Source organism: Exiguobacterium sp. s5 (assembly GCF_018618075.1).
GTDB classification, from domain to species: domain Bacteria; phylum Bacillota; class Bacilli; order Exiguobacteriales; family Exiguobacteriaceae; genus Exiguobacterium; species Exiguobacterium mexicanum_A.
In genome coordinates, this window is the sequence record NZ_JACSLK010000004.1 from 112,366 (window position 1) to 132,870 (window position 20,505).

A 20,505-nucleotide genomic window follows, 5' to 3' on the forward strand; every position below is an offset into this window, starting at 1 on the left:
GAGGTTAGCGTAACATGGATAGGGTTTTCGTCTTGCCGTCCGACAGTTTGTAGCGCACGACGTAGTGGCGCGCCGTCGTCTGGACCGTGGCGGATGTGATTTTCGTCGTCTTTTCACCGATATGAATCAGCGTCAAATACTTGACTTGCTTGCCGCGCTTTGTCGTCACGACTTGATTGCGGCGTTGCCAGTCATAATCTCGGTATGACACGTAACTCGCACCGACGGCGACTTTCGGGGTCGTGCCGACCTCGAGTTGCAACAAGTGGATGGAGCGGTTCTGGTTGTCTTTAAACATGGCATGACGGCTTCCGCTCGAGACCCGGTTCAAACCGGTCCCAAGATGGAACCGCTGGACGAACGAGGTCGTGGTCGGACTCGTGATGTCATCGTACACGAGCACCGTCCCGTCGCGGTCGTAGGCGAGGCGACGGGTGTGCGTCATCCCCTGGCCGAGCAGTCCGCTCGTCCCGGCTGCCGTCCACTGTGTCGATGAAGCGCCGACCGAAGTGATTTGACTGCGTCGCAAGTTGCTCGGCGTCAATTTGAAGTTCTGTCCGGCAACATGAACGGTATTATGGGCCGCTGCCTGCATGACGACCTTTCGTTCGGGTCGATTCGTATAGGCGTAACGACCGCTCTCGACGATAAAGTCGCGTCCGTAACCATAAAGGTCGATCGATAAATCGTCGGCATGTTTATGGATGTTGCTGTGGTAGCCGGCCGTCATCATCACTTGGACCGCGTCGTGGAACGGACCAGAAGCCCCGCCCCAATGCTGACGGAAGAAGGCGTACTGGTTCGACAACTTGCCGACCCGTGTCGACGGTTGCGCCCCAGATTTCCCTTGTGTCATCGCATAATACAAGTGTGGATAACGCTCGACATAGGGAATCGCGTCCGGACGGTGAACGATGGACGGGGTGTCGCCGAACATCGGGAGTGTCCCGTTCGGCTTCAACATATACGTCAACGCACCAGGCATGTCTTTGACGTCTCCCATCCGGCTCGACAAGGCGAACCGGTTAGCGGCGGCCCAGTCGTTGAAACGGGCGAGCGTGTCATATAAATAAATCTGATAGAACGGTGAGTGCTCAAGGTGGACCCCGTCCGTGCTCAAGCTATGGTTCAACTGCTGTGTGAGCCGGTTCGTCGCCAGCGAACGCCATGACGACGAACGATAGAAACTTCGGTGCGTCTCCGCGACAGCGGTCAACGCCATGTCTTGGAACATGCCATGGTTATTGTTCGGCTTATAAAAGCTCGGTGTCGCGAGGAGCGTCGCGTGCTCATAGAGCGTCTTGGCGAACAGTTGCGAGAACGCTGGGTCGGTGTTGATGGCGGACGAGCGGAACTCGTTCCAGAAGTTGAGCAGATGGAACGTCCGGATCGCCGTGCCGTGGTCGTGATACGGCCACGGATAGCGTTTGTAGTTCCCAGCCGGATATTGCTTGGTCCAACTCGTCACGATCCGCTTTCCGTAACGGAGATACTCAGTGTTTCCGGTCGCGGCATACGCTTGCGTCAACTGGTTCAACGTCGTGAAGTAATGGATTTGGAACTTGAACGACTTCGAGTCGACCTCCGGGACGCTGACGTCGAAGCGGTATGTATCGATGTTCGGGACGCGCAGCTGATAGGGCGGGGAGGGGATATACCAGTTCCCTTTCATCGCTGCGTCAGCCCGGATGACGGCGGTCTTGGCTGTCAACTCATCATAGTAGTACGGCGTCTGGCCGCGGGTAAGCGAGCGCATATATTCGTGGGTCAGACGTGCATACGTCGAACCAGAAAACGTCGTCAAGGACAGGTTTGTCGCCACTAGTTTGACGGCCTTCTTTTTCACGTAATAGATGGTTCTTCCGTCCTGGACTTTATAGTAATAACCGGACGTGCTGAGCGCCTTGAACCGCTTTGCTGTTCGCAACGTCGCTTTCGGCTTGAGTGTCTTGCCGACAAATTGATAAAGCGTTGTGCCGGAAGGGACGCTCACCTCATAAGGGGATGTCGTCGCGGCCACGGCGGACTGTGGCGTCATAGTAGAACCCATCACGAACAACAGCACCCACAAAATCATCAATCGTTTCATAACGTCTTCCTTTCTTTGGCCGTTCAACCAGTTACGTGTATACAATTAGTATACAATTATATATTTAGCCAAAGAAAGGAAAATTCGATGTATTTTTCTGGAGGATTCAGGTTATAAAGCGGCCCAAACATTCTGCTTTAATACAATTTGTTGGACAGTTTCCGGATTCAAGTCGTATTTCGTGGAAATGGTGCGGGTCACCTTCGCTTTCAAGTCAGGATCGTCCGACTGTTCCGCTTCATAGACACGATTCCATGCTTGCCAGACACGTGCTTCCTTGTCCGAAAGTTGCGTGCCCCATTCTTTTTCTTTCAACTGCCACCCGAACGTCATGTCTTCATAAGAACCGGCTTTTACCGTATCAGCAAGGCTCCAATCTCCACCAGGCGCAAATACGGCCTCGCCGAGCGGGGATTCTGTACCGATATAGGCTTCGTGGTCATAAAAACGGATGAGGGCGGCTTGGAACGTGTCTTGTACGGCCACCTCGTCGATCACATCCTGGCTGATCGATTGGAGTGTCTCGACGTCGGGTTGGCCGTGGACGATAACGTCATATGCATAGCGGACGGCCTCGTCTTCCTTCACGGCCTGCCTCGCCTCGATCGTATAGCGTCCCTCCTCATGTGTCGCTTCTGTTCGGGTGATCGCGCCATCGCGTTCATCCTCGATAGACTCATGCGGCCAGACATAGGCGGTCAAGATCATGGCGGGGATAAAGAGAAGACTGCGCCTTAGACGATACACCCATTTCGGTTTACGTTTCGTTGTCATTTAAATCACTCCAATTCTTATGTATCAAAAAATCCCCTGATGTCAGGGGATTAACGTGTGCGGTCGAGCCGTACGATTCGAGAATCGGGACTGTCGATCCCACGAACGAGCTCACTCAAAATTTTAGAACCTAACATGCTGTACACCGTTCCATTGCCCCCGTATCCGAGTAAATAAAAGAGATTGGGGCGGTCCGGGTGTTCCCCGATAAAGGGCAGTTGGTCGATTGACTCACCGAACAAGGCTACCCAGGCGTATTCAACTGTCAAATCATACATCGGGAACAAAGCCTCGACTTCTTGGCGCAACCGCTCGGCCCGTTTTTGAATGAGCGCCTCGCTATGCGGCGTCTCTGGTTTCTCTTCATCGAGCCCGCCGGCGATGATGCGGCCGTCGACGGTCGTCCGTAAATAAAGGTACGGCCGTTTCGTTTCCCAAATGAGCGCCTGGCCATCCCATTCTTTAAAATCAGGGACGGGATTCGTCGCAATCGCATAAGAACGGTTGAGTTCGATTCGATGCGTGTCGAGGAGCGGGGCCGGGCGATAGCCGGTCGCGAAGATGACGTGGCCCGCCTTGAACGTTCCTGCTGGAGTCAGCACGAGCCAGTCGTCTCCGTCGGCGACGACTTCCGTGACGTCCGTCTCTTCAAAGATGGGGACGTCCTGTGTCGACAAGTAACGGACGACTTGGCGGCTGAGTGTGAGCGGATTGACCTCGGCGTCCCCGTTCGTGATCAAGGCGGCCGGTTTGTCGAACGGATAGCGTGCGCGTAACGCCTCCCGGTCGAGCCATTCGGCTTGAAGCCCATGTTTCGTCAGCATCTCATACTCCCGTTTCAATTTGGAGACATCTGCCTCACTGCTGGCAAAGCAAAGGCTGTCGCGCCGGATGTAGACGTCTTTGGCATCGACCGTCTCGGCGACCTCGTCGAGCGCATCGACCGCCTCGGCACACAATTTATAGAAGCGGACGGCATCCTCTTCGCCGATTTGCTCGGCGAGTTCATGCAACATGATGTCGTTCGAGTATTGAATGAGCCCGGTATTCGCGGCCGTGCTCCCGGCACCGACTTTCCCTTGGTCGATAACGGCGAAATCGACACCATCCTTGTGAAGCGTATAGGCCGTCAGCGTTCCGGACATGCCGGCGCCGATGACGAGTACGTCGTAGCGTTCTTTTTTGATTGGTTTCTGTAAGACAATCTGTTCCGATTCCGTGATCGGCCAATATAAGTTCCCGTTGTGCATTTCCATGACGTCATCCTCCGATAATCAGCATCTCCTTCTTAATCCCCGAATTTCACGATTGAAAACGCCAAAAACCGCAGACGACGTGTCTGCGGTTTTTTAAATCGGATGTGTGTTCGTTACTTCTTGATGACGACCGTGTTAGCGGATGCGCCTTTCGTGTAGCTGATTCGTTTCACATTCTCTGCGCCACGGATTTCAGCCAAGTTCGTTCCATCTACCACGACTTCTTTGACAGTTGCGCCGTCGAAGTCGATGATGGCACCGGCTTCTTTCGGTTTCACTTGAACGACGACGTTTTTAAGCGGCTCACCTGTCAATTCAGTGTAAGCGCCACGTACGAAGATACCGTTCTTGAAGTTCGTGCCCTTGCCGATCGTCACGCCGATGAAGTCGTCTTGAAGGACGAGGCGAGCAGCACGGTTATTTTCGACCGTGTAACGTGTCAATTCCACTTCCGGCTCCGGAGTGAGATCGATTTGAGCGAGCACCGGATCGTGGTCACTTGCGCGACCAGACATTTCCGTGAAGTCTGCGTTGACGTGGATCATATCGATCTCGGTCGTCGCCGCTAAGTGGTTCGACACGAGGATATGGTCGAGCACTTGCGAGTTCCCTTGATAGACGTACGAGTAACGGTCGACGGCAGGTACTTTTTCGACCATGTTCGTCATCAAGTCGCCTTTGAAGATTTGCATCGCGTCTGAGAACTCGAAGTCGTTAAAGTCACCGAGGGCGACGACGTTCGCGTCCGGATTGTCCGTCTTCACATCGGCCACGAAATCATGGACGATTTGTGCGATTTGTTTCCGTTGGACTTCGCTGCCAAGAACGACCGGCTGTTTCGAGCCGAAGAAGCCAGTGTCGCCACCTTTCGAGTTCCAGTGGTTGGCGATGACGACGACGTTCTCGCCTTGGAAGTCGAATTGCGCCGCGAGCGGTTTACGTGAGCTGTTGAACGCCGGGTTGAGCGGGTCGATGCGGCCCGGGTTGTGCGTCAACTTGCCGTTCTCATAACCGACAGCTGTCGTCGCGTCACCGGCAGGGATGCCTTCTGTGAGCGAGACACGTTCCGGGTCATACAAGAAGCCGACACGGATGTTGGCGTTCGGTGCACCGCCATCTTTGTTGTTTTCTGGGTCGATGTTGACGTACTTGTACGATTTGCCGCCGATCGAGACGATATTGTCAATCAAGCGTTGATAGCTTTGGTCGGCCGCAGAATCGCCTGTGCCCTCACCGTTGTTGTCTTGAACCTCGGTCACGCCGATGATGTCCGGGCTGTTCAATTCCTCGACGAACGCTTTCGCGAGTTTAAGTGCCTTCTCATCCGATGTTTCCTTCACGTTGTTCGAGAAGTTCTCGAGGTTGTAAGAGGCGATCGTCAATTTGTCCTCTTCGGCTTCGATGAACGTCGTCTCGCGCTTGGCATCGCCTTTGACGAAGGCGGCTTTCATTTCGTCGAGTGAGGCTTGAATCTTGTAGTTTCCGAACGAGTATCCGACGATTCCGACGATCGGGCCGTTGAATCGGTCACCGGTCGCGACATCGAATTCACGCGCTTCCGCGTTTGGTTCGAGACGGAATTGGATCCGTTCCGGGTTGGCGTCATCTTTTTTAAGAAGCACACCACCGTTGAACGTCTCCGTCGGTGTTCCTTCGAGCACGGTCACGAGGTCGCCGTATTGTTGTGGGGAGACAGATTTAAGGTTGCCCGTCTCGACGCGCATCCCTTCAAGGCTCTCCCAGAAGTCGATGGCGTCTTTGTCCGGGTTGAAGACGGCGAGGGCGTCGCTGTCGATGAACTCGGTCGGCAAGTTCGACTCGTCGATTTTCACTGGCGTCGGGAGGGCGACACCGCTCTTGATGACGTCAACACCACCGTTACGTGTATCGATTTGCGTCATCTTCATGTCCGTCTGTTGACGGTCGCTATATCCTTCGATGGCGTACTCGCTGACGAGACCTTTCACGCTGACGAGGTCTCCGACTTGAATGCCGGCGATCGAACGGCCGCCATACAAGATGATTCCTTCTGACGTGCGTGCGTCTTGGTCCGCTTCCATGTCAGGTGTTTGAATGTAGTAATACGTCGTTCCGTTCGAGACGAACGAGTACGTGACGATTCCTTCGACACCTTCGACCGTCTGTCCGTTCATCGGCGACGTATGGCTCGCGCCTTGAATGTCGTGGATGCGGATCTTGTCCGTGATTTTATAGTCGAACGTCGTCACGGCGCTGAACGCATCACCTGATTTGACGGCCACTTTGAGCGTCTTCGTTTCTTCAATGCGGACTGGTGATGTATAAAGCGTACCGTTCACTTTCGGGTCCGACCCGTCGAGCGTGTAATAGATGTCAGCGCCCGCTGTCGTCGTCGAGAGTGTCACGTCTTGTGGTCCGACGAACGTGCCCGCACCTGGCTTCGCAGTTGCCGGACGGAGTACCGACGCGTCGATGACCGTGTCAGATGCGTCACGCGGGATGATTTGATACGTGTTATCGAACTGTTGCACGATTCCTGTGATTGACGAGTAGTTGACGTCCGTCTGTAAATCGAGAATGCCGCGCTCATCGCGCACGACGAATTCTTTCGTTCCGTCCGTGGCCGTCAAGTTTTGACCACTGCCCGAGAGCGTGACGTTATTGACGGTGACGAGTTCAGACTCGACGTCCTCATTGATCTGTTCGCCAGTGAGAACTTGCGCAGCCGGGACGCTCGCCGCTTGTTTTGAAACGACGACGGCGCTGTTCAATTGAAGCAGTTCACGATACGAACCGATCGCACCCGTGACGACGACTTCATCCCCGACGTTGACGGCGAGTGACGTCGGACGGACCGAGAGGCCGCCTGTCGCATCTTGAATCGAAATCGTGTTGGCCAGTTTCGCCGTGACGACGCCTTTAATCGTGACCGTTTCACCTTCGGCTTTCGTACGGGCGTCACTGATCGAGATCGGAGTGACCGGCGCCGGTGGTTCTACTGTACCGCCATCGCCGTAGTCGACGCCTTGGAACGTGTGGGCTCCGAGGTTCGTGAACGTATCGATTGGTTGTGTGTTCCATTCAGTGGCCGGGTCGAACGCATCGGCGCCGTTCGCATCCCCTGTCGTGACCGTATCTTTTCGAACCAACGACTGGTCAGCCGTGGCGACGCTAGTTCCCCATTTCGTACCCGGATCGAATCCGACTTGACCGAAGACGTCGAGCACCGTGTCGCCTTTTTTCAAGACGAGCGTGTCATCGCCGTTAAAGTTCGTCACACCGCTTGTCGTGTTCGACTTCGCTTTCAAGGCATCGCTCGCGTTGGCGTTGACGATGACATACGTGCCACCTGGCTCGAGCGTACCTGTCAAGTTGAGGGTCGTTCCTGGAGCCGTCCCGCCGTTTGAATACAGTTCAAGTTTATAGGCCGAGAGGTCGATGGCCGCATTCGTTCCATTGAACAGTTCGATCGCTTTATTGTTGCTAGAGCCTTCAACATATTCCGAAATGAATAAATCTGTAGCGTTCAACGTCTCTGCGTGTACGTTTGCCGCAATCGGCGTCATGCTGCTGACGATGAGTCCAGCCGATAAAGCGAGGCCGGTCATTTGTTTGAATGAACGTGCTTGTGGTTTCCCCATGTGTTAGTCTCCCTTTGATTATGTAGATGGCCGATACGATGTCCCAGTTCGTGTGGTCACTTGCTTGAGCGGATGCCCCCTTTAGGCCAAAACAAAATGATAGCGCTTACATTACTCGACTTGATGTAAGGAAGATGCGTTCGTATTCCCTCCATCGATTGACGGATTCCACTATCATTTACCAACTTTTCAACTACATGTTAAACATAACCAAGCAGACGTCAGAACTCAATCCACTTATTGCGAAGTTCATATTACAGTTTGATTACAGACCAGAAGAAAACAAGGCAGAGGTCAATCGGGTTGACGGGACGTCGTCCAACTCTTACAATTCATTAATACAATTAAGTATATCGGTTAACTGTGGATTAAATAGGGAGGAAACGAATGACGACAATTACTTATCCGGTCATCCCGGGAGCGGGCGCGTTTTTTTATGAAGGAAATGAAATAGGAATCTTATTGTGTCACGGCTTTAACGGAACGCCTCAAAGTGTGCGTGATGTCGGGATCGCTTTGATGGAGAAAGGATTCACCGTCTATGCGCCTCGGCTCAAAGGACATGGGACGGACCCGGAAGAATTCCGGCACTCGACGCGTCGCTGTTGGTACGAGTCGATGGAGGCCGGGATCCGTCTCTTACGCGAGCGATGTCGACACGTCATCGTCGTCGGGCAGTCGATGGGCGGAACGTTGGCGATGAAGGCGGCCTTGTCCGGTCATGCCGATGCGATCGTCACCATCAATGCGGCGTTGTCGGTCCCGGGCTATGCCTGTCACGCCACAGATGACGTCTGTCGCTTCATCGATGAAGACGAACCGGACATCTGTGCACCGGGCGTGTATGAGATCGTCTATGACAAAGTCCCGACGTCAGCCATCCGTGAACTGCTCGCGCTCATCGAGGAGGTGCGCCCGATGGTGGCTGAGGTGGCCGTCCCAACGTGCGTCATCCATTCCGCCATCGACAACGTCGTCCCTCCAGAAGATTCGGTATGGCTCTACGAACAAGTACAAGCACCGAAACAACGGGAAGTGCTCGAACGCTCGTACCATGTGGCCACGATGGATTATGATCGCGAGCGGTTGGCCGACGTCATCGGTTCGTTTTGTGAACAAGTTGCGACCGTCTCTAAAATGTAGTCCTCGGACTGCATTTTTTTATGTCTGATTATTTGCAAACGCTTGCACAAGTGCTATTGTAGGATTAGATTGAGCCTAAAACAGGTATTGCTGTTCAAGTATATAACTAGAAATCATGACATATAGGAGGCAGGCGGCGTATGGAGTCGATGGTCAGTAGACAACAAGAGAAACAGAAAACGGTCACCCGCACGTGGTGGAAAGAAGCGATTGCGTATCAAATTTACCCACGCAGTTTCAAGGATTCAAATGGGGATGGGATTGGTGATCTCCGTGGCATCATCGAGAAGCTCGATTATTTAGAAGACCTTGGTATCGATGTGATTTGGCTATGTCCGATGTACAAGTCCCCGAACGATGACAACGGCTATGATATCTCAGATTATGAAGACATCATGGAAGAGTTTGGGACGATGGAAGACTTTGACGCCTTGCTCAAGGCCGTCCATGCACGCGGCATGAAGTTGCTCTTGGACCTCGTCGTCAACCACACGTCCGATGAGCACCCGTGGTTCGTCGAGTCGAAGCGCTCGAAGGACGACCCGAAACGCGACTGGTACATCTGGCGCGACGGGACGGATGGGGGACCCCCGAACAACTGGGCGAGTATCTTTGGTGGTTCGGCTTGGGAATATGATGAAACGACCGAACAATACTATTTGCACGTCTTCTCGAAAAAACAGCCAGACTTTAACTGGGAAAATGAAGAAGTGCGCGGCGCCGTCTATGACATGATCAATTGGTGGCTCGACAAAGGCATCGATGGATTCCGTGTCGACGCGATCAGCCACATCAAGAAGATGCCGACCGAGACGATGTTGCCATCTCCAGACGGCAAATCGTTCGTCACGGCGTTCTCGATGTATTCGAATATCGACGGCATCCACGATTATCTTCAAGAGATGAAACAAGCGACATTCGCCAATTACGACATCATGACGGTCGGCGAAACGAACGGGATTGAACCGCAAGCGGCCGACTTATGGATGGGGCCGGACAACGGGGCGATGAACATGGCATTCCACTTTGACCACGTCGACATCATGCGCAAGTCACGCCTGGCACCGCTCGATGTCGTCGAATTGAAACGAATCTTTGACAAGTGGCAACAAGGCCTGCTCGAGACGGGATGGAACGCTCTCTATATCGAGAACCACGACATGGTGCGCGCCGTCTCGCTCGTCGGGGATGAGAACCATTACTGGCGCGAAAGCGCGACCGCCCTTGGCATGATGTACTTCTTCATGCACGGGACGCCGTTCATCTATCAAGGTCAGGAAATCGGCATGAAAAACGTACCGCTCCCTTCAATTCATGACTATGACGATGTGGCGACAAAAAATGAATATTTCGAACGGATTGCCAACGGGATGAGCGAAATCGATTCGATGCAGCACGTATGGGGCACGTCGCGCGACAACGTCCGCACCCCGATTCAATGGGACGCGTCACCGAACGCGGGCTTTTCGACGACGAAGCCGTGGATGCCAATCCACGAAGAATATGAGACGCTTAACGTCGACGCCCAATCGAAGGATGCCCACTCGATTCTATCGTTCTACAAGGCGATGATTCGTCTTCGTCGGGCCGAAGAGACGTTCACGTACGGCAGTTACCGTGATTTGCTGCCGGACCATCTGCAAGTGTTCGCCTATGAACGGAAGTTTGAAGAACAGACATTTTATGTCGTCGTCAACTTGACGGCAAACCCTGCCGAGGCGACGCTTCCTAGTCTCGATAAAGCGACGCTCGTCTTGACGAATGAGATGGACCCTGAGACGATTGAGACAGAAACGTTTATGATGCGGCCGTTCGAAGCAAGGTTGTATCGTTTATAATTGAGAAGGCACCTTCACGTCGAAGGTGTCTTTTTTAGGAGGTGGGATCATGCATCACTTCGAGATTAGAAACGAGGAGACGACATTCCGGTTCGTCATCGCGGAAGCGTCACGAACCACGTTGCGGCTCGTTCACGACCAGGAGCCAGAAACGGTTCGGACAAGTGATTACGTCCAGTTCGCGAATGATTTGACTCGCGTCTATCACGAGTTGAACGGTGCAGCCAGGCTTCAAAATGCAGACGGGCGAAACATTTTGACAATCTCATTTGAACGCGGCCGGGTCGAGGCCGAGACGGCGTGGGGGCAAACGAAGCGTCGATTGAGGACCGATCAAAGTTACTTGACGAGAACGGTCAGTCAAATTGGCATCGTGGAATAGATTGTGACAAACGCGGGAAAAGAGCATATGATAGAGGTTGACTATACGGAAAGGGGTGTCGGGTATGGATGGCACGAAACGCGCGGACATTCGCCCAGGGCTCCACGTCCAGATTGTCCTAAAACAAGATCAGCGGAGTGGGAAGTTGACGTCAGGCGTCGTCAAAGACATTTTGACGAACTCGCCGCGTCACCCGCACGGCATTAAAGTACGCTTAAGCGATGGACAGGTCGGTCGGGTGAAAGTGATCGAAGCTGGAGGTGAATGACATGAGTGAAAAGAAATTAAGTTTTCAAGAGGCGATGAAGCAAAAGCTCGCCGAGAAGAAACAAAACGATACGAAAGTGCCGACAGGACTTCGTGGGACGAAGCAGAAACCGTTGACGAACCAGTTGACGAAGAAGCCGAACAACCAGAAGAAACGGACGGGCATCTAAAAAGCAGCCGCTCAGTGAGCGACTGCCTTTTTTGTTTGTCCACGTTTGTTCAGTCATGTGACGTACCGATGAAATAGCCATTGTTGAAGTGGTCGAGCAGTTGTTGATAATACTTCATCTGTTCGATGTTCTTGCTTGCGAGCGCCGCGTCCGCACCGGCAAGCAACTCACCGACGGTCAACCCGACTTCACTATTGTCTATGGCGTAGACGAGTTCGAGGTCGAGCACATCAGCACCGTTTAACAAGACGTTAATTTTTGCCGCCGTCAGTTGCATAATCAATCGTTTCTCTTCGGTCATTCCTTTTTTCGCAGGATCCATGAGCAGGGCTAGTGCTTCACGGTCGTCAATCACGCTATAGGTTTGGCCGTCGATCGTAATGAGCGTTCCATAGGAGAACGTCACTTTGTCGAAGTTGAATGTGTTTTTCCAGAAGCCGATCGTATACACGTCATAGTCGTCCATTGGTGGCGGTGGTGGCGTACATTCTTCCACCGTCAACGTGACGTAGCGGACCCAAGGGGTACCTGATCCCGGATCACCAGGATAAGCCGTCTCGCTAGAGCCGTTCACGACCGTATCCAAGTGAAGGAAGACGTTAAATTGGAATCCGTCCGATTTGAGTGTCGACTCTAACACGCCTAAATAGCCCGCGAGGTCCGCATACGGAATTAGCAAGTGGGTCGGATCGACGTTTGAGTACGCTTTAAAGTCGTATCCTCCTGGGTTTCCTCGTTCCAATGAGCCGCTCAATAGACGGAAATCAATCTTGATATTCTCCGGTACATCTTGCAAGACGACTCCGTCATTCAAATCGATGACAATCTTCAGCCCATCGGTCACGAACTCAAAATCAACGGTACCAATCGGGATGTTTTGTCCCGCATAGATTGTCGTGTCCGATGTCGTCGACACACACCATTGTTGACTACTTTCTTCCGCAACGACTCCTTTCATTGGCAAGAGCGACAGTACGAACATGAGCACGAACAAGAGTGACCACCATTTTTGATGCTTCTTCATCTCGTTCCCTTCTTTCCTCCTGATGACTGAACGTGGTGTTATAGAAGGTGCGCACCTATAGTTATTTATTACCCGGTAAGTTTTGGTTCACTCAAGAATCAGGGAAATAATTCAAAGGGAACGAAAATAGTTTCATAACCTTCATAATAAAACCTATTCATAAAGCGAATGGTTTGAAACAAGTTGAATGTAGACATCAAAAATTAGTAGGGAAATAAAGATTTATTATTTCTTAGGTTTAACTTTGTAAGCGCTTTAAATAAAGCTATCACTCACTTTTTGTTATATAACATATGAAGTTTGTGTGAACTGACCTATAAAAAAATTATTGCTAATTGTCAGAATCTTTGTATAATTCAGAACTAAGACATCATAAAACATTTCAACTTTAGATTCACACAACAGGGAGGAACTTATTCATGGAAGCTGTACAAAACTTGCTGCAAGGAAGCGTCGACTTTTTAAACAACATTTTATGGTCGTACGTGCTCATCGTCGGATTGATCGGGGCCGGGATTTACTTTACGGTCAAAACAAGGTTTATGCAGTTCCGTTACTTAAAAGAGATGTTCCGGGTCGTCACCGAAAAATCAGATGTCACAGACAGTAAGAGCATCAGCTCGGCGAAGTCGTTCTTCATTGGAGCGGCAACACGGATCGGTACAGGGAACTTGGCCGGTGTCACAGTTGCAATCACGCTCGGTGGACCAGGGGCGGTCTTCTGGATGTGGGTTGTCGCTCTCGTCGGTGGAGCGACCGCGATGATCGAGAGTACACTCGCGCAAGTGTATAAAGTAAAAGACGATGTCGCATACCGCGGCGGTCCTGCTTACTACATCGAAAAAGGTTTGAACAACCGTGTCCTCGGTATTGTGTTTGCGGTTTTGATTGCCTTCACATTCGGTCTCATTTTCAACTCAGTCCAATCGAACACAATCGCGGCAGCGTTCGATAACGCCTTCGGTCTTGAAGCCGCTGTTGGTGGAATTGCACTCGTCGTCTTGACTGGACTCGTCATCTTTGGGGGCGTCCAACGTGTCGCCAACTTCTCAGCAATCGTCGTACCAATCATGGCTGTTCTTTACTTGGTGATTGCGCTTTACGTGGTCGTTGTGAACATCGCAGAAATACCAGCTGTGCTCGGTATGATCTTCAAGAGCGCATTCGGTATCGAGCAAGCGTTCGGTGGATCGGTCGGTGCAGCCATCATGATGGGTGTTCGTCGTGGTCTCTTCTCGAACGAAGCAGGTATGGGTTCGGCACCAAACGCCGCAGCGACGGCAGAAGTGTCACACCCAGCCAAACAAGGTTTCATGCAAACACTCGGTGTCTTCTTAGACACATTGATCGTCTGTACAGCAACAGCAGCCATCGTCCTTCTCTCTGACAGCTATGCGGCAGGGAATGGCGAAGGAATCGCACTCCTTCAAAACGCATTGTCTGAACAAATCGGTTCATGGGCTCCGGCCTTCATCGCTGTCAGTGTCTTCTTGTTCGCTTTCAGCTCGATCGTCGGTAGTTACTACTACGGTGAGACGAACATCGAGTTCATCAAGAAGAGTAAAGGTGCCGTCTTCGGCTTCCGCCTTCTCACGATGGGCTTCGTCTTCCTTGGATCGGTCGCAAGCCTCGGGTTCGTTTGGAGCCTTGCCGACTTGTTCATGGCCGGGATGACGTTAATCAACTTGGTAGCCATCACGCTTCTCGGCGGCGTTGCCTTCAAAGTCCTTCGTGACTACGAAGAACAGCGTGCCCAAGGTCTCAACCCGCGCTTCTCGGCCCGCAAACTCGGCATCGAGAACACGGAATGCTGGGATGTCGAAGAAGAAGAAGTCGCACAAGGAGCGGTCCAAGCGGCTGCTGCCGACTCATCTAAAGCTTAATTTCATTCAATCAAGCAATAACAGGGGCCCTGCGCATCGGGGCCCCTGTCTTTTTATGCGTTTTGACGGATCGATTCAATATTTTTCTCGGCAGGTTTCGCGTTCAAATGGACGTACGTCCCGGCGACGAACAAAGCGCCTCCGACGATGTTGCCAAGCGTGGCAAACACGAGATTGTTCAACGCCAGCCCGAGGTTGATCGCCTCAGATGGGGCGTAATAGAGCGCGAGCCCGAAGATGCCCATATTGGCAATCGAGTGCTCGAAACCGGCGGCGAAAAAGACGACGACCGGGAGCATCGTGAGCGTAATCTTCGCAACGTCATTTTTCGTCTTCAACGGCATAAAGATAGCGATACAGACGAGGATGTTGCACAAAATCCCTTTCAAGAAAATCGCGAGTACGTCTCCGCCCATTTTTTTCGCGGCGACGACCGATAACAGGTGGTCGGCACTGACGTCGCCCATGCTATGGGCACCGATGACGAGCCCGACGAGGATGAGCGCACCGACCAAGTTACCGAGCCAGCTGATGCCCCATACGGCCGTTAAATCGCGCCAGTCGACACGTCCGCGTTTCGCGCCCGTATACAAATACATCGTATTGCTCGTGAACAGCTCTCCGCCCGTCCAAACAATGAAGACGAGGGCAACCGAGAAACTCATCCCCGCGAACAGCATCGTTCCTGGCACATCGATGAACATGTTTCCGACGGAGAAGGCAAAGACGACCCCAATTCCAATCAGAAAACCGGCGACGATGGAGCGGAGTGCGTAGTGACCGAACGCGTGACGCAACAACGTCGCTTTTTTATAGGCGGCTTCTTCCATATACTCGACAGCTTGTTTTTCCATTTGAACACGGCCTCCTTTAGACAACTTAAGTCTAGGAGGTCTACAAAAAGTTTGCAATTGTTTTCACAAACTTTTTTGAAAGCCGTTTCAACTGTTCACATCGTTGCCACGAGTTCGACTTTCATCCGGTCCGGATCTTCAAAGTAAAGCGCGGTGTAGGACGGTCCTCCGGCGTGCGGGAACCGATCGGCGTAGAGCTCGGTGAATCCGTGCTGTGTCAGTTCTTCACGGAAACGTACGAGTTGCTCAATCGACTCGGCGTGGAAGGCGAGATGGTTCAACCCGGTCTTCTTGCGATGGTACGGCGGCTCGAGATAATCGGCCTCGGTTTGGACGAAGACGAGATACGTATCGCCGAAACGATAACTCCTTCCTTCTTCCCATTGTTGGTAGACGGTATAGCCGAGCTCAGTGAGGAGCCAGTCCCACGCCATGAGGCTCTTGTTCAAATCAGAAACGTACAGTTCGACATGATGTAACATCGGTCTCATCCTTCCGTCGGACGTTTCAAATTTGTCCGTTTAGTATAATGGTTATTATATAACGAATGCAGGGGGAACCATATGGACAACACGGGGCTTGTCTCGAACATATTGATTGCGGGGAAGACCGGGGTCGGCAAGAGCGCTTTTTTAAATTATATTTACGGGCGTGATGTGGCCGAGTCACGTGCCGGCAGCCCAGTGACGGCGGAAGGGCTGCATGAATATGAATACTATGACCTTGAGCGAGGCATCTTGTTCCGTTTCTTCGATACATGGGGACTTGAGGCGGACCGATCCGACGAATGGCATGAGGCGGTATTGTCCATCGTCAATCAACGGGAAGATGCACTCGATATCGCCGATTGGTTCCATACGATTTATTACTTACTGTCCATCAACTCGGGACGCGTCGAGGCGTACGAGTTAGAAGCCATTTTAAAACCGCTCTATGCGAAGCGAAGCAACGTCACGATCATCTTGACGAACTATAACCCGGACAGTGCGATGAACGTCGAGAAGGCGGAGGCGATGGAAGCAGTCCTCATGCGCGAGCTCGGAATTTCACGGGATGCGATGATTCGCGTCAACAGTGTCGAAAAGAAGTTGCTCGGTGGACAAGTCGTGCCGCATATCGGATATGAGGCGGTATGGCAACGTAATCGGACCAACCTCTGGAAAGACGTCGAACGAAAACTGCCACACAACTTGACGCGTCATTTATTGACCGAGTTAGAGGCGTGGCGCGCCCGAAGCTATCGTTCGGCTGAAACGATCCGCATGATCACACCACAAGTGATGATCAGTTGGAAAGCCCGCCAAATCGAAAAAGACTTGGAACAAACACTCGAAGCGGCCGCCGAGACCACAGAGGCCGCGATGGCCCAAGGTGTTCGTCACTACATTCAACTGATGGAGCGTTATCCGCTCGTCGGTGCCCCGTCTGACCTTGTGTTCAAAACACGCCGGGTCGAGCTCGGGTTTGACTATTCATTCAATCGCACCGTTCGGAAGATGGTGCTCGGGATGATCCCGGGCGTCCACTTCATCTATTGGGCGTTCAAACGGAGGACGGCGGAGCGAGGTATCAAAAAAGCTGTCGATCAGCAATACGAGTTGGTCAAACAGACGATTGAGCTGGATGTGCGCCGTGGTTTCGAGGAAGAGATGCGACGGCTTGGCCGAACGCTCAATCAATGAGGAGGAACTGACATGGAGAAAAAAGTCCCATTCAATTTGGATACGTACGATTTAAAAGAAGAACTCGACCGGTTGCGCGGAAAAGTAAAAAAACCGAACATCTTGATCGCGGGAGCGACCGGGTCGGGCAAAAGTTCCGTCGTCAACCACGTCTTCGGTCGTGACTTGACGAAAGTCGCCGCCGGCGAGCCGGTGACGCGCGGGATCCATCAGTTCATGAGTGACGACATCGCCATCGTGCTTTATGACAGTGAAGGGTATGAGATTGGGAGTGCCCGGCAACAAGCATATGCTGATGAAGTCATCGGTTTCGTTGAACGGGCCCAGACGAAAGGGGCGGCCGAACAAATTCATCTTGTCTGGTATGCCATCAACGCCTCGATGAAACGGGTCACGCCGCTTGATCGGGCGCTCATCAAACAATTGAACGAAGCGACGTCGGTCGCGGTCTTGTTGACGCAAATCGATCAAGTCGACCTAGATGAACTGACGGCGCTCCGAAACGAGTTAGTGGACGTTGTCCCGGAACAGGCCGTGTTCCAAGTCAGTGTCGCTGAAGAGCTGTTGAATGACCAAGAACTTCGGAACCATCTCGATTGGGAGCGTCTCGTCACCTGGTCTGTCGAACAACTCGACCAATCGCTCCAAGAAGGACTGCTCATGGAGATTCACGCAGAGAGCGAGGCGATGCTCAAGCTGAAACGGAAGAAAGCGAACCGGATCATCTCGGGTTATGTCGCCAGTGCCGGGACGGCGGCGGCAGTCCCGCTCCCATTCGCCGATGCGATCGCGCTCACGCCGATTCAAGTGACGATGAGTGTTCACTTGTTCCGTTATTGGGGTGTGAAAGCGAATGACGATATGTTGAAGACGCTGATTGGGAGCACGATCATCCCTCAAATCGGTCGGGCGCTCTCGAAGACGATTTTATTGAACGTCATGAAGTTCTTCCCAGGGGCAAACGCCGCCGCGAGTGTCATCAATGCGACTGTCGCGTCAGGCATCACCTGGGCGATCGGGCTCGCCATCAACGAAGTTGCGTACCGGAACGCGATGGACTCATCGAAAACAATCGAGCAACTGCTCAACAGCGACTTCGGCTCGCTATTCGAGCAGTTCATGGAGCAAAATCCAGTAACGAAAAAGAAACCTTGATTCGACACGTTTGATAAACTGGTCGAGACAAGACATAGGGGGAGACGGAATGAAGAAACGCATTTACATTACGAGACGGTTACCGGAAGAAGCAGTGGCGCCACTGCGAGACAAGTACGAGGTCCGCATGTGGGAAGAAGAAGCGAAGAGCGTCCCGCGCGACGTCTTGTTGAAAGAAGCGGCGTCAGCGCATGCGCTCTGGACGATGCTCAGTGATACAATCGACCGGGAAGTGATTGAACAGGCCTCGCAACTCGAAGTCATCTCGAACTTGGCGGTTGGCTATAACAATATCGATATTGGAGCGGCCAAGGAACGCGGCATCGTCGTGACGAACACGCCGGACGTGTTGACAGAGACGACGGCCGATCTCGCATTCGGATTGATGATGATGACGGCACGTCGGCTCGGGGAAGCAGAACGCGATTTACGAGACGGCGAATGGAAATCGTGGACGCCGATGGGTTACGTCGGGATGGACTTGTACCGGGCCAAACTCGGGATCATCGGCATGGGTCGAATCGGGGAAGCGGTCGCACGTCGGGCCCGCGGCTTCGACATGGATGTGTTGTACCATAATCGGACGCGTCGCCATGAATCGGAATCGATGTATGGCTTCGTCTATGCGGAACTCGACGAGTTGCTCGAACAGTCCGACTTCGTCGTCGTCCTCGCGCCGCTCACCGAAGAGACACGTGGGATGTTAGGCGCAGACCAGTTCGCGAAAATGAAAGAGACAGCGGTCTTCATCAACGTCGCTCGTGGCGAGATTATCGATGAGACGGCGCTCTATGAAGCACTGAAGGAACGGCGGATTTGGGCGGCGGGACTTGATGTGTTCGCTAAAGAACCGGTGGCGATGGACCATCCACTCTTGACGCTCCCGAACGTGACGACGTTGCCGCATATCGGCAGCGCCTCCATCAAGACAAGGCTTGCCATGATGGCGCTCAATCGGGAAGCCATCGTGAACGTGCTCGAAGGAGAAGAGCCGAAAAACCGATTAACGTAAAACAAGGACCTGACCGGGTTGTGGTCAGGTCCTTGTTGCATTTTGATTAGAAACGGCGGATATTGTCTGGATCTTCGTAATCGTTTCGGAGGGCCCGGTCATCGAGTCCACGCAACTTGTTCTCACGGTCAGTCAACTCGGATTTTTTATCCAATTTGTCCTGCTCGGGGTCGACGGCCCGGTTCGGATTGTCGGCCGTCGATTCGTTGAACGGTTTCGAATCGATTTCTACACCATCAGACGTATGGCGATCGTCCCGGTTCGCGTCACGATGTTTCGGGTCATTATATGGCTCCGAATCAATCTCCACACCATCGGACGTGTGATGATCTGAGCGGGTCGAACGGGTCGTGTCAGATTTCGGATCATTATACGGCGTCGAATCGATTTCAAGCCCATCGGCCGTATGGTGGCCTTGGTGACTCGTATCGTGTCTCGAGTCGGTATAAGGTGACGAATCGATCGTCAGCCCTTCATTATGACGACGCTCGAAATCTTCATCCACATAGATTAAAATCTTTCCAGCCTCGACATCGCTGTAGTGGCGCTTCACCTCGTCTTCGCTCAAGCCCATATTGCGAAGTCCGGCATGGACGTCCTCATGTCCGCTCAAGAAAGCCCGTACCTTATCAAACCAGCCGGCGTGGTGTGCTGCTTCGGTATGGACGTCCGTTTGACGACGCAAAATCGAGACGTTATCTTCATGTTTGGCGACGACATAGATGTCTGAGTCTTTATAGCCCTTCGCACGCAACTCCTCGACTTTTCCGAGTGCCGCGTCCTGTGTGTCATACATGCTGATAAACCGTTTCTCACTCATCTTCGTTTCCTCCTTATAATCGACGGTGGTCTTCTAGACCGGAATGTCCGCGGACGATCGGGTCCTCTTTCGTACCGCGAGGTTCTTCGTCGTGATCATTGAATGGCTTCGCGTCGAAGGCGATGCCATCCGCTTCTTCCCCTTTATCATGGTCGAGTTCACTATCTTTCTTATACATATTCGGATAGCGTTCGTATGAGTGTTTATCGATGTAAAGCAATAATTTGCCGGCATCGATCGACGTATAATACTCTTCAGCCTCCGCATCACTGAGTCCCATGTTCCGCAATTCATCACGAATGCGGTCACTGCCGTGAAGGAACGCTTTCACACGGTCCAGCCAGTTGACATCACGAATCCCCGATTCGGCGTTCACATCGGTATGGTAGCGCAAGGCGGAAATTTCCCCGTCCCGCTTGGCCACGACATGCATGTTTTTCTCTGCTTCCCCAGCTTGTTTGAGTTCGTTCACCTTATCCATTACTTCTTGCTCGTCATGGAACAACCCAATAATTTTGCGATCCGACATGTTGTGC

General features: G+C 52.6%; 18 protein-coding genes. 9 read left to right on the forward strand and 9 right to left on the reverse strand.

Features of this window, described 5'->3' with window-relative positions:
- Nucleotides 1-4: 4 nt before the first annotated feature.
- The 4 genes from KNP60_RS09620 to KNP60_RS09635 form a co-directional block, all read right to left on the reverse strand.
- A complete protein-coding gene (locus tag KNP60_RS09620; protein ID WP_214797369.1) occupies nt 5-2,089 on the reverse strand; it encodes an alginate lyase family protein in 2,085 nt (694 codons plus the stop codon).
- 111 nt (nt 2,090-2,200) lie between these two features.
- Nucleotides 2,201-2,863, reverse strand: a complete 663-nt coding sequence (locus KNP60_RS09625) for a hypothetical protein (protein ID WP_034780467.1) — start codon at nt 2,861-2,863, stop codon at nt 2,201-2,203.
- Between the two features lie 50 nt (nt 2,864-2,913).
- Nucleotides 2,914-4,119 carry an NAD(P)/FAD-dependent oxidoreductase gene (locus tag KNP60_RS09630; RefSeq protein WP_034780469.1) on the reverse strand — a complete coding sequence of 402 codons (1,206 nt, stop codon included), beginning with the start codon at nt 4,117-4,119 and terminating at the stop codon, nt 2,914-2,916.
- Nucleotides 4,120-4,232: 113 nt separating this feature from the next.
- Nucleotides 4,233-7,739, reverse strand: a complete 3,507-nt coding sequence (locus KNP60_RS09635; RefSeq protein ID WP_214797370.1) for a chitobiase/beta-hexosaminidase C-terminal domain-containing protein — start codon at nt 7,737-7,739, stop codon at nt 4,233-4,235.
- A 387-nt stretch (nt 7,740-8,126) separates the two neighbouring features.
- Between KNP60_RS09635 and KNP60_RS09640 the strand changes: the two genes are divergently transcribed.
- The 5 genes from KNP60_RS09640 to KNP60_RS09660 all read left to right on the forward strand — a co-directional run bounded on the left by KNP60_RS09640 (nt 8,127) and on the right by KNP60_RS09660 (nt 11,539).
- Nucleotides 8,127-8,882, forward strand: a complete 756-nt coding sequence (locus tag KNP60_RS09640; protein WP_034780472.1) for an alpha/beta hydrolase — start codon at nt 8,127-8,129, stop codon at nt 8,880-8,882.
- 140 nt (nt 8,883-9,022) lie between these two features.
- The gene (locus KNP60_RS09645) at nt 9,023-10,720 is read left to right on the forward strand and encodes a glycoside hydrolase family 13 protein (protein ID WP_483299262.1); all 1,698 of its coding nucleotides are present in this window, start codon (nt 9,023-9,025) and stop codon (nt 10,718-10,720) included.
- 49 nt (nt 10,721-10,769) lie between these two features.
- Nucleotides 10,770-11,102 carry a hypothetical protein gene (locus KNP60_RS09650; RefSeq protein WP_214797371.1) on the forward strand — a complete coding sequence of 111 codons (333 nt, stop codon included), beginning with the start codon at nt 10,770-10,772 and terminating at the stop codon, nt 11,100-11,102.
- Between the two features lie 64 nt (nt 11,103-11,166).
- Complete coding sequence (locus KNP60_RS09655) at nt 11,167-11,370, forward strand: YwbE family protein (protein WP_021067949.1); 204 nt, start codon at nt 11,167-11,169, stop codon at nt 11,368-11,370.
- A 1-nt stretch (nt 11,371) separates the two neighbouring features.
- Nucleotides 11,372-11,539 carry a hypothetical protein gene (locus KNP60_RS09660; RefSeq protein ID WP_200881508.1) on the forward strand — a complete coding sequence of 56 codons (168 nt, stop codon included), beginning with the start codon at nt 11,372-11,374 and terminating at the stop codon, nt 11,537-11,539.
- A 49-nt stretch (nt 11,540-11,588) separates the two neighbouring features.
- On the opposite strand, the gene KNP60_RS09665 is transcribed toward KNP60_RS09660, so the two are convergent.
- Entirely contained in the window at nt 11,589-12,563 is a 975-nt protein-coding gene (locus KNP60_RS09665) for a hypothetical protein (protein WP_034780476.1), read from the reverse strand.
- A gap of 419 nt (nt 12,564-12,982) precedes the next feature.
- Between KNP60_RS09665 and KNP60_RS09670 the strand changes: the two genes are divergently transcribed.
- Nucleotides 12,983-14,446: an alanine/glycine:cation symporter family protein gene (locus KNP60_RS09670; protein ID WP_034780477.1), complete on the forward strand. Its 1,464-nt coding sequence runs from the start codon at nt 12,983-12,985 to the stop codon at nt 14,444-14,446.
- A gap of 53 nt (nt 14,447-14,499) precedes the next feature.
- Here KNP60_RS09670 and KNP60_RS09675 read toward each other — a convergent pair whose 3' ends face one another.
- Nucleotides 14,500-15,300 carry a formate/nitrite transporter family protein gene (locus KNP60_RS09675; RefSeq protein ID WP_214797372.1) on the reverse strand — a complete coding sequence of 267 codons (801 nt, stop codon included), beginning with the start codon at nt 15,298-15,300 and terminating at the stop codon, nt 14,500-14,502.
- A 95-nt stretch (nt 15,301-15,395) separates the two neighbouring features.
- On the reverse strand, nt 15,396-15,782 hold the full coding sequence (locus tag KNP60_RS09680; protein WP_214797373.1) for a VOC family protein: 387 nt from the start codon (nt 15,780-15,782) through the stop codon (nt 15,396-15,398).
- A gap of 81 nt (nt 15,783-15,863) precedes the next feature.
- On the opposite strand from KNP60_RS09680, the gene KNP60_RS09685 reads away from it, so the two are divergent.
- From KNP60_RS09685 to KNP60_RS09695, 3 genes are read left to right on the forward strand one after another with little or no spacing between them, the layout of a single operon-like run.
- On the forward strand, nt 15,864-16,982 hold the full coding sequence (locus KNP60_RS09685) for a GTPase (protein WP_214797374.1): 1,119 nt from the start codon (nt 15,864-15,866) through the stop codon (nt 16,980-16,982).
- 12 nt (nt 16,983-16,994) lie between these two features.
- Entirely contained in the window at nt 16,995-18,137 is a 1,143-nt protein-coding gene (locus KNP60_RS09690) for a YcjF family protein (RefSeq protein WP_034780484.1), read from the forward strand.
- A 49-nt stretch (nt 18,138-18,186) separates the two neighbouring features.
- Nucleotides 18,187-19,149, forward strand: coding sequence for a 2-hydroxyacid dehydrogenase (locus KNP60_RS09695; protein WP_034780487.1), 963 nt, complete (start codon nt 18,187-18,189; stop codon nt 19,147-19,149).
- A 46-nt stretch (nt 19,150-19,195) separates the two neighbouring features.
- Here the strand turns inward: KNP60_RS09695 and KNP60_RS09700 are convergent, their stop codons facing one another.
- Both KNP60_RS09700 and KNP60_RS09705 read right to left on the reverse strand, forming a co-directional pair.
- Nucleotides 19,196-19,969 (reverse strand): YflT domain-containing protein, encoded by a 774-nt coding sequence (locus KNP60_RS09700; RefSeq protein ID WP_214797375.1) that lies wholly within the window; start codon nt 19,967-19,969, stop codon nt 19,196-19,198.
- A 13-nt stretch (nt 19,970-19,982) separates the two neighbouring features.
- A complete protein-coding gene (locus KNP60_RS09705) occupies nt 19,983-20,498 on the reverse strand; it encodes a YflT domain-containing protein (protein WP_214797376.1) in 516 nt (171 codons plus the stop codon).
- Nucleotides 20,499-20,505 lie beyond the last annotated feature (7 nt).

What these genes read in the sequence shown, in the direction of transcription:
- KNP60_RS09620 (WP_214797369.1), bottom strand. Translation starts at nt 2,089, where the DNA reads ATGAAACGATTGATGATTTTGTGGGTGCTGTTGTTCGTGATGGGTTCT.
- KNP60_RS09625 (WP_034780467.1), bottom strand. Translation starts at nt 2,863, where the DNA reads ATGACAACGAAACGTAAACCGAAATGGGTGTATCGTCTAAGGCGCAGT.
- KNP60_RS09630 (WP_034780469.1), bottom strand. Translation starts at nt 4,119, where the DNA reads ATGGAAATGCACAACGGGAACTTATATTGGCCGATCACGGAATCGGAA.
- KNP60_RS09635 (WP_214797370.1), bottom strand. Translation starts at nt 7,739, where the DNA reads ATGGGGAAACCACAAGCACGTTCATTCAAACAAATGACCGGCCTCGCT.
- KNP60_RS09640 (WP_034780472.1), top strand. Translation starts at nt 8,127, where the DNA reads ATGACGACAATTACTTATCCGGTCATCCCGGGAGCGGGCGCGTTTTTT.
- KNP60_RS09645 (WP_483299262.1), top strand. Translation starts at nt 9,023, where the DNA reads ATGGAGTCGATGGTCAGTAGACAACAAGAGAAACAGAAAACGGTCACC.
- KNP60_RS09650 (WP_214797371.1), top strand. Translation starts at nt 10,770, where the DNA reads ATGCATCACTTCGAGATTAGAAACGAGGAGACGACATTCCGGTTCGTC.
- KNP60_RS09655 (WP_021067949.1), top strand. Translation starts at nt 11,167, where the DNA reads ATGGATGGCACGAAACGCGCGGACATTCGCCCAGGGCTCCACGTCCAG.
- KNP60_RS09660 (WP_200881508.1), top strand. Translation starts at nt 11,372, where the DNA reads ATGAGTGAAAAGAAATTAAGTTTTCAAGAGGCGATGAAGCAAAAGCTC.
- KNP60_RS09665 (WP_034780476.1), bottom strand. Translation starts at nt 12,563, where the DNA reads ATGAAGAAGCATCAAAAATGGTGGTCACTCTTGTTCGTGCTCATGTTC.
- KNP60_RS09670 (WP_034780477.1), top strand. Translation starts at nt 12,983, where the DNA reads ATGGAAGCTGTACAAAACTTGCTGCAAGGAAGCGTCGACTTTTTAAAC.
- KNP60_RS09675 (WP_214797372.1), bottom strand. Translation starts at nt 15,300, where the DNA reads ATGGAAAAACAAGCTGTCGAGTATATGGAAGAAGCCGCCTATAAAAAA.
- KNP60_RS09680 (WP_214797373.1), bottom strand. Translation starts at nt 15,782, where the DNA reads ATGTTACATCATGTCGAACTGTACGTTTCTGATTTGAACAAGAGCCTC.
- KNP60_RS09685 (WP_214797374.1), top strand. Translation starts at nt 15,864, where the DNA reads ATGGACAACACGGGGCTTGTCTCGAACATATTGATTGCGGGGAAGACC.
- KNP60_RS09690 (WP_034780484.1), top strand. Translation starts at nt 16,995, where the DNA reads ATGGAGAAAAAAGTCCCATTCAATTTGGATACGTACGATTTAAAAGAA.
- KNP60_RS09695 (WP_034780487.1), top strand. Translation starts at nt 18,187, where the DNA reads ATGAAGAAACGCATTTACATTACGAGACGGTTACCGGAAGAAGCAGTG.
- KNP60_RS09700 (WP_214797375.1), bottom strand. Translation starts at nt 19,969, where the DNA reads ATGAGTGAGAAACGGTTTATCAGCATGTATGACACACAGGACGCGGCA.
- KNP60_RS09705 (WP_214797376.1), bottom strand. Translation starts at nt 20,498, where the DNA reads ATGTCGGATCGCAAAATTATTGGGTTGTTCCATGACGAGCAAGAAGTA.